This is a genomic window from Coleofasciculus sp. H7-1, assembly GCF_057473865.1.
Genome location: NZ_JBYCCT010000010.1, coordinates 179,026 through 187,139 on the forward strand (window position 1 = coordinate 179,026; position 8,114 = coordinate 187,139).

Annotated in this window: 5 protein-coding genes; all 5 read left to right on the top strand. The window is 44.9% G+C overall.

The window, feature by feature from the left end; translation table 11 throughout:
• Positions 1-8 precede the first annotated feature (8 nt).
• Positions 9-2,150 (top strand): sensor domain-containing protein, encoded by a 2,142-nt coding sequence (locus tag AC2VDX_RS02765; protein ID WP_378172769.1) that lies wholly within the window; start codon positions 9-11, stop codon positions 2,148-2,150.
• Between the two features lie 683 nt (positions 2,151-2,833).
• A complete protein-coding gene (locus AC2VDX_RS02770; protein ID WP_378172766.1) occupies positions 2,834-3,934 on the top strand; it encodes a patatin-like phospholipase family protein in 1,101 nt (366 codons plus the stop codon).
• 107 nt (positions 3,935-4,041) lie between these two features.
• Positions 4,042-4,683, top strand: coding sequence for an SCP2 sterol-binding domain-containing protein (locus AC2VDX_RS02775; protein ID WP_378172764.1), 642 nt, complete (start codon positions 4,042-4,044; stop codon positions 4,681-4,683).
• A 64-nt stretch (positions 4,684-4,747) separates the two neighbouring features.
• Positions 4,748-6,220 (top strand): interleukin-like EMT inducer domain-containing protein, encoded by a 1,473-nt coding sequence (locus AC2VDX_RS02780; protein ID WP_378172761.1) that lies wholly within the window; start codon positions 4,748-4,750, stop codon positions 6,218-6,220.
• Between the two features lie 820 nt (positions 6,221-7,040).
• Positions 7,041-8,114, top strand: a 1,074-nt coding sequence (locus AC2VDX_RS02785) for a choice-of-anchor K domain-containing protein (RefSeq protein WP_486928088.1), incomplete at its 3' end; no start/stop codon positions are given.

Genomic DNA, 8,114 nt, shown 5'->3' on the forward strand with positions numbered 1-8,114 from the left:
TCAGGACGATGCAATGCGAAAAAATCGATAATGGTAGGAACGGTGGCTGTTCTAGCATGGATGTATCGCCACAGCATTGCCTCAGTTCATTGGGATTAGGTGATGAACAGCTGCTACGCGCCAGCGTTGGAAATGCACCGATTATCTTGTATGCCCTGGATAGCAATGGCATTTTTACGCTTTCTGAGGGCAAGGGGCTGGAGGCTGTCGGATTGAAAGCAGGTGAGGTCGTCGGAAAGTCGATCTTTGACCTTTACAAAGACCAGCCTGACATCTTAGCCAATATTCGCGACGTTTTGGCTGGAAAAGAGGCGACCTGGATTGCCCAGATGGGTAATCTGGTGTACGAAAACCGCACCACCCCCCTGCAAAATCAAACAGGTCAAGTGGTTGGTCTAGTGGGTGTGGCGATTGACATTACGGAACGCCAGCAAATAGAGGAAAGGTTACGGCAACTGGCGGCGGCGGTTGAATTTGCGGAAGATGCGATCGCTATCACTTCCACTGACTTAACTTTTCCCGGCCCAGAAATCGTCTTTGTCAATCGCGCGTTTACGAGAATGACCGGCTACACCCCAGAGGAAATCATCGGTGAATCACCGAGAATCTTGCAAGGGCCAAAAACCGATCGGACTCTCCTCGACCGACTGCGGCAAACTCTGACCGACGGGAAAGTATTTTATGGCGAAGCGATCAACTATCGCAAAGATGGCACGGAGTTTTACAACGAGTGGCACATCGAACCCATCAAAAATACACAAGATGAGATTACCCATTACCTAGCAATTCAACGCGATATTACCAAGCGCAAGCAAGTAGAGTCGCAATTATTCCATGCAGCCTATCACGATGCTCTAACAAGTTTGCCCAACCGAGCTTTTTTTATGGATCGGTTGCGACAAACCCTGGAACGGGCTAATCAGTGCCAGGATTATTTATTTGCTGTGCTGTTTTTGGATGTCGATCGATTTAAAGTGATTAACGATAGCCTGGGACACTTAGCGGGAGATCAATTGCTGGTAGCGATCGCTAAAATTTTACAGGCATCTATGCGCCCAGAAGATACGGTGGCGCGGTTGGGCGGAGACGAGTTTGCTATCGTGCTAGCAGATTTATCAGACCTGAGTCAAGTCACTCTCATTGCCAATCGATTGCAACAGCAACTGCGAAAACCATTGCAGATTGAGGGGCAAGAAGTGTTCAGCACCATCAGCATTGGCATTGCTTTGAGTATGCTGGGCTATGACCAGGCAGAAGACATCCTGCGCGATGCTGACATTGCCATGTATCGGGCAAAAGCACTGGGTAGGGCGCGGTATGCGGTGTTTAACAAGACTATGCACCACCAAGCGGTTGCCCGATTGCAGATGGAAACGGATCTGCGACACGTTCTGGAACGCCAGGAGTTACGGCTGCACTATCAGCCGATTGTATCGCTGGCAACAGGTCAGATTACTGGCTTTGAGGCGCTGGTGCGCTGGCAGCATCCCACACGCGGCTTAGTTTCCCCGGCTGAGTTTATCCCCGTGGCGGAAGAAACGGGACTGATTTTGCCGATAGGCGAGTGGGTACTGAGTGAGGCTTGCAGTCAGTTGCAACGCTGGCATTCAGCATTTCCGAATTACCGGGGACTGACAATGAGCGTAAATTTGTCTGGCAGGCAGTTTTTGCAACCCGATTTAATTGAGAAGATTGACCAGATTTTGCGGAAGACGGAGTGCGATCCCTACAGTTTAAAGCTAGAGATTACCGAAAGCGCGATCGCAGACAATGAAGATGCGATCGCTATGCTGGAATATCTAAGAGTGCTTGGCGTTGAGCTATCGATTGATGACTTCGGCACCGGCTATTCTTCTTTAAGCCGGTTGTATCATTTTCCTATTAATACCTTGAAGATTGACCGTTCTTTTATTAGTCGGATGGGCATCGGTGGCGAAAGTTTACCGATTGTCCGGGCAATTGTGACGCTAGCTAATAATTTGGGGATGGATGTCACCGCCGAGGGTATCGAAACGACTCAGCAGATGGAACAACTCCAGGCGATGGGATGCGAATCCGGGCAAGGATATTTGTTTTCTAAGCCAGTTGATAGCATGGCAGCTGAGACATTAATCGCCGCGTCATTTCGGTACGATCTTAGAGCGATATGAGCGATCGCTACTGGGCTAAGGTGTATAAAAAACTGGCTATTTTACATATTTGTTAATAAATTTGCACGCTGTCTTAATTTGTCACTAATGGAGACTTCACCTTATTTTCACTCAAAGTCCATTACTTCTGATTTTGTTAAGTAAATAGGCTGTTACTGCTTGAGCCGCATACTAAAGCAATAGACAGGTTATTAGTTAAAATATTTAGATTATTTTAATATTCTTACTTTTATAAGTAGGAAAAGTAGGATAAGAAGGAATAATAAGTAATAATTTGTTATGTTTCATTTTTCAGCATTTTATTGTGGTAATAATTAATTGTTAATTTACTCATTTCAGAGGGTGTACAATTAACAGCTATATTTGTTTTGCTGTAAACTTATAAACTGTGGTGACTTGATGCTATTTTTAGCATAAGTTGTCACGATGTTGTAAATGAAAAAAAGTGTTAACAAATCCCGCTCTTCAATCCTTGATGATAAACTTCAAGTACATAATTTGAATAGCATCATTTTCCATCTGAGGTCATTCGGCTGTACAGATGGTGCTATTCGTGTCAAGGGTTATGAAATGATTCATATGATTGACAAGGAATAAGTTCAGGGAATAGAAAAAGTGGGTACTGCCTATGTCGTTGCACTGGGCGGCAAGCGAATTGATTCACAACAAAGGAGAAATTGAGCATGGCTAAATTCCGAATTCTTTCGATTGACGGTGGTGGAATCAGAGGAATTATTCCTGGCACCATTTTATTAACACTAGAGCAAAAAATTATTCAACGAACGGGCAATGCTGATGCCAAAATTTCCGACTATTTCGACTTTATTGCTGGCACCAGTACTGGGGGGATTTTAAGCTGTCTTTATCTACTTCCCGGTCAGACTAGCGATCCGACTCAGCCTCGACCTCGAATTACTGCAAAATCCGCACTCGATATTTATCTGGAGAACGGCAACAGAGTTTTTGCTACAGATCGATATCAAAGACTGCGTTCCGGAGACGGTATTTTGGATGAAAAATATTCCGCTGCTAACCTAGAAAAGCTGATTTTAGACTATTGTCAAGATACAAAGTTAAGTCAACTTTTGAAGCCTTGTCTCATTACTTCTTACGACATTAAAAGAGGAAAACCGCAGTTTTTTACCCAGCACGATGCTCGTGAGTTGGGCGACAGCAATGATTTCTATGTAAAAGACGTGGCACGAGCGACATCGGCTGCCCCAACTTTCTTTGAGGTGACTAATACCCAATCGCTTTCTGGAGTAAGTTATCCTCTAGTGGATGGAGGCGTTTTTGCTAACAATCCCACCCTCTGTGCCTATGCGGAAGTTCACGCGAAATTCTTGAAGACTCCTAAAGGATTCGTTCAGAAAAAACATTTAAGTTCAAAAGGAGAGCAAGCAAAGGACGTAAGCGAGATTTCCGCGAAGGACTTACTAATTCTGTCTTTGGGGACTGGGCGAACTGCTCTCAATTACGAGTACAAACAAGCTAAAAATTGGGGAGCAGCTGAATGGGTGAGACCAGTCATCGATATCATGATGTTAGGAGTTTCCCAAACGGTTGATTATCAACTCCAACAAATTTACGACTGCATTAATCAACCGAAGAGTTATCTCAGAATCGACCCTCTTCTGCCCAAACCCAAAACAATGGTGCAAATGGATAATTCTACACCACAGAACGTGCAAGATTTGAAAGAACTTGGCGTTGAGACAGTTGAGCAAAACAGTGAAAAACTTGATGATTTCTTGGAATTGCTGCTTAAAGAAGCGCAAGGTTGATTAATCTCCGAGAAATCTGCTGGCGACTGCGGGGTATAGCTTTGTTTGAGAATGCCTCAGACTTAAGCCAGTAATGATTGTTCCAAGGCGATCGCTCTCATTTGAAAGTGCTAAGTTCTGAGTGGAAGCAAACAGACTTACATCACTTGATTGTGGGCGATCGCTCTGACTATATGAATTCGTTGATGGAAAATCAATCCTCAGAACACCACGCACAGTTGGCACAATGGCTGCACCGCTTGGTGGAAATCCTGCGAAGCCAAGGAGGCTCTACTTGGAGAGATTTTGTGCAAACGGTTTCGGAAAAAACTGCCGTAATTGACCTGGATGGAATTCAGTTGCGAGTGCGGGCGCATGGCGGCGAACAACTCCAAGTCAAAAGCGAATATCCAGTGGCACTGGAGTCAGTCAATTTTCGCAGCGAAGCCGAAACTCTCCGAGATGTAATTGCTGGCAGGTTGACCTTAGATGCAGCATTGGTTACTGACAAGCTTTATCTGCGGGGTAATTTACAAGACCTGCTTGGTATACACCAAATTGTGATGGGAATCTTAGCCGACAGTGCCATTAACCCGCAGTTGCGGCATTTGTGGGCAGAGTTCGATGAATTGTGGCTTCGTTCCCCTTCTTTACCGCCTTGCCTTTCTCTGGAACATCAGAGACCGTCCTACGGTGAGCTAATTCGCAGAGTGCCCGAAGATGTACTTAACATTCAAGTTTACCCAAAAGAAGAGAACCTAGCCGGGTAGACAATCGTCTATCCATCCCCTTCATCTGACAGTTTCCATCTTTAAACCAATAACAACGATAACTATGAGTAAAACAACCATCACGATCAAAGTCTCTTCAGCGGGTGCCAGATGCGGAAACTCTGCCAGCATTACCGTCAACGACACGGAAATCGGGTTTGGTAATTATACTCGCGGACTCAACGTGGCAGTCTTCGACCAAGCCACAGGTCAAGTCATTTCTGGTGCCACATTCGATACCTTTATCGCTGGGAATGCCGATAGCTTTGCTTACTTCATCGACACGCTGGTGATTGGTCAAATCGTGGCGATCGCTGTACTTGATGACGCCAGTGCTTCTTTATTCTCAGACCCGGCGATCGCAGAACGTGTTAATAAAGCCTTAGAATCAATCGGCAGCATTAAATACCCTAACCTGCAATTTCAAAACTCCTGGGCACTGATTGGGCAAAAAGGAACTCAACCGGGAAGTGCCGCCGAAGAAGTGTCTGGCAACTCAGCTGTAAGCGTAACTCGTGCCTTTGAAGTAGAACCAATCAACACTCCTCGCCTTGGGGTAGGGGCTACCTCAGTTAGTTCGCTGCATCAAGGTGAAGTAGAAATTACTCTCAACGGCACCAATATTTCCCTTGAGGGAGGGTATCAACCAGGACTGAACGTGGCAGTGTTTGATGAAGCCAAAGGCACTTTATTAACAAGTCACGCCTTTGATGTAGCGGAGAATGCAACGGCGGCGGATGCTTTTGTGCAACTAATTAGTAGTTTGCCTACTGGGCGGATAGTTGCTGTTGTTATGAAAGGAGAAAGCAACAACCCGATTCCAGATTCAGTTAAGAAGGCCTGTGCCACTTTAGGCTCTCTCAAAGTCTACTATCTCTACCACAAAGGAATCTGGGCAATGGTGGGGGCGAAAGGCAAAAGCGTGGGGTCAGCCATTGAAAACCTGGACAATGGCTCTCAGTTTTATGCAGGCGATTATGCTTTCCTGATTGGGACTGGAGTGTCTGTGCGTTCTTGGGAAGTTCTAGAAGTAACGGTTCCAACACCCACGCCGACTCCGACTCCTACTCCCACGGCGACTCCGACAGCACCTGCACAGGATGTCCCACGACCTAGAATAGACTACTACCTCGTTGCCAAACACAGCGGTAAAGTTTTAGATGTGGCAGGTGCTAGCACTAGGAATGCAGCCAATGTCATCCAATTTGAAAATCGAGGAAATGACAACCAAAAATGGCAGTTACAGGAGGCGGGAGATGGCTATTACTACCTCGTTTCCAAACACAGCGGTAAAATTTTAGATGTGGCAGGTGCTAGCACTGAGAATGCAGCCAATGTCATCCAGTTTGAAAATCGAGGAAATGACAACCAAAAATGGCAGTTACAGGAGGCGGGAGATGGCTATTACTACCTCGTTTCCAAACACAGCGGCAAAGTCTTAAATGTGGCAGATAATAGCACTGAGAATGCAGCCAATGTCATCCAGTTTGAAAATCGAGGAAATGACAACCAAAAATGGAGATTTAAGCTGGTGTAGTTAAGTTTTCAGCCCAGGCATAAATAAAGAGCTTATAATTGCCCATTTGATATTTTGCATCAACCTAATAGTCCGCCAGAAACCTTAGATGGCTGCAAGATGTGTGCCTAACTACTATCAATGTTAAATCTACAGTTTTTGTCTCTCGTTTCACCTTCTAAGTATATGAGCCGAAATCAATGTAACAAATACCTAACGCCCAGTCCCCTTCCCTACAAGATAGAGGGGAGAATTACCATCACTTTGTAAGGAAGAAGTTAGGAAAGAGGTTTTATGTTTAATTGTGTCTAGCTCTTTAACAACACAAGAAACACAGCCAGAGATGGAATCAAAAACGAAGTCGAATTCTTTGCTATCTTTTATGCACGAGCGCTACAATAAATTAAAAAATACCTTCAACTATCACATCTATTTGTGCAATATCTAAGATTTGGAAAAAAATTACCAATATTGTTTTGCAGGTTTTGTTGACTACAGACACAACAAAGATGAGTGAGATGTTTTTTGCTAAGTTACTTCAGTCTAGTTTGACTACTCAGTATTTTCGCTCAATCAGTCTCTTTGAACACAACCGCCAGTTGAAATTTTTAAACACTTTATAAACGCCAGCAAGTCGGGACAAAAATATATAAATAATTGCTTTGCTTAGGTTTTCGTTTTTCGATTTTTGTTAAGAAAAGTTTTTCCTAATTTTAAACTCATTAACTAATCATTAAGAGGAGCCAAAAACATGAATGTGGTATATCTGTTAGGTGTTTGCTGTATAATTTTTTTTACAATACGCAAAAGCAATTCTAATCAAGATCAAGGAGTACAGCTTGTGGCTAATGTGAAAACTTCTGGTATTTGGGCAAATGTAACTGGAGAAGCGAATGCATCTGCTGGTAATCTAAATGGTGTTGGCACAAACCAAATTATTTGGGGAACTCCTTATCTCCCTAAGAATCCCGAAGGTAAGCAAAGTGCCTATCGCTTCGATGGGGTAGATTCTAAGCCTTTACCCCTAGATGGTACAGACTTTTTATTAGGAACATTTACCCACGTCAATTACCGAATTCAAGGCTCTAGCATTCTTTCAGCTAATTTAAAGTTAACTTTGGAGATTGAAGGGGGCTTAAAAAAAGAGTTTAACTTCATATTCAACCACAATGAGACACCCAATGATGGTGTTAATGGTACCTGTCCGGCGACACCTGGATATAATCCCCCTTGTCCAGATATAGTCTCAGTTCCCACTCTACAATCACACGAAACTGTAACAGTTGACGGTAAGGAGTACGCTCTGTCTATTACTGGGTTTCTCCAAGACAGTAAGGTGGTTAATCAATTTATCACCCAAGAAGATCGGGATAACAGCGCCCAACTGTATGGGAAGTTAGTGGAAGCGAAACCACCAGTAGAACCCCGTCCGCCAGTAACAGTGGAACCCCGTCCGCAAGTAACGGTGCAACCCCCAGCGCCAGTAGCGGTGCAACCCCGTCCGCAAGTAACCGTGGAACCCCGTCCGCAAGTAACGGTGGAATCATTAGTACCGCAATACGTAATAATACCGCAACCAGGGGGATTCCAACAACCAGGCTTCATGCAGCCGGGACAATCTTTCGTCTATGTAATCGGACAACCAGGCTTCATGCAGCCAGGACAATCTTTCGTCTATGTAATCGGACAACCAGGCTTCGCTATCGGCGGACAACCAGGCGGCTTCTTTCCTGGACAACCAGGCTTCGCTATCGGCGGACAACCAGGCGGCTTCTTTCCTGGACAATCCGGTGGCTACATCCCCGGACAACCCGGTGGCTACATCCCCGGACAAGGCTCAATCGTGATCCAAGGACAACCAGGTGGTTTCATCCCTGGACAACCAGGTGGCTACATCCCTGGACAACCCGGTGGC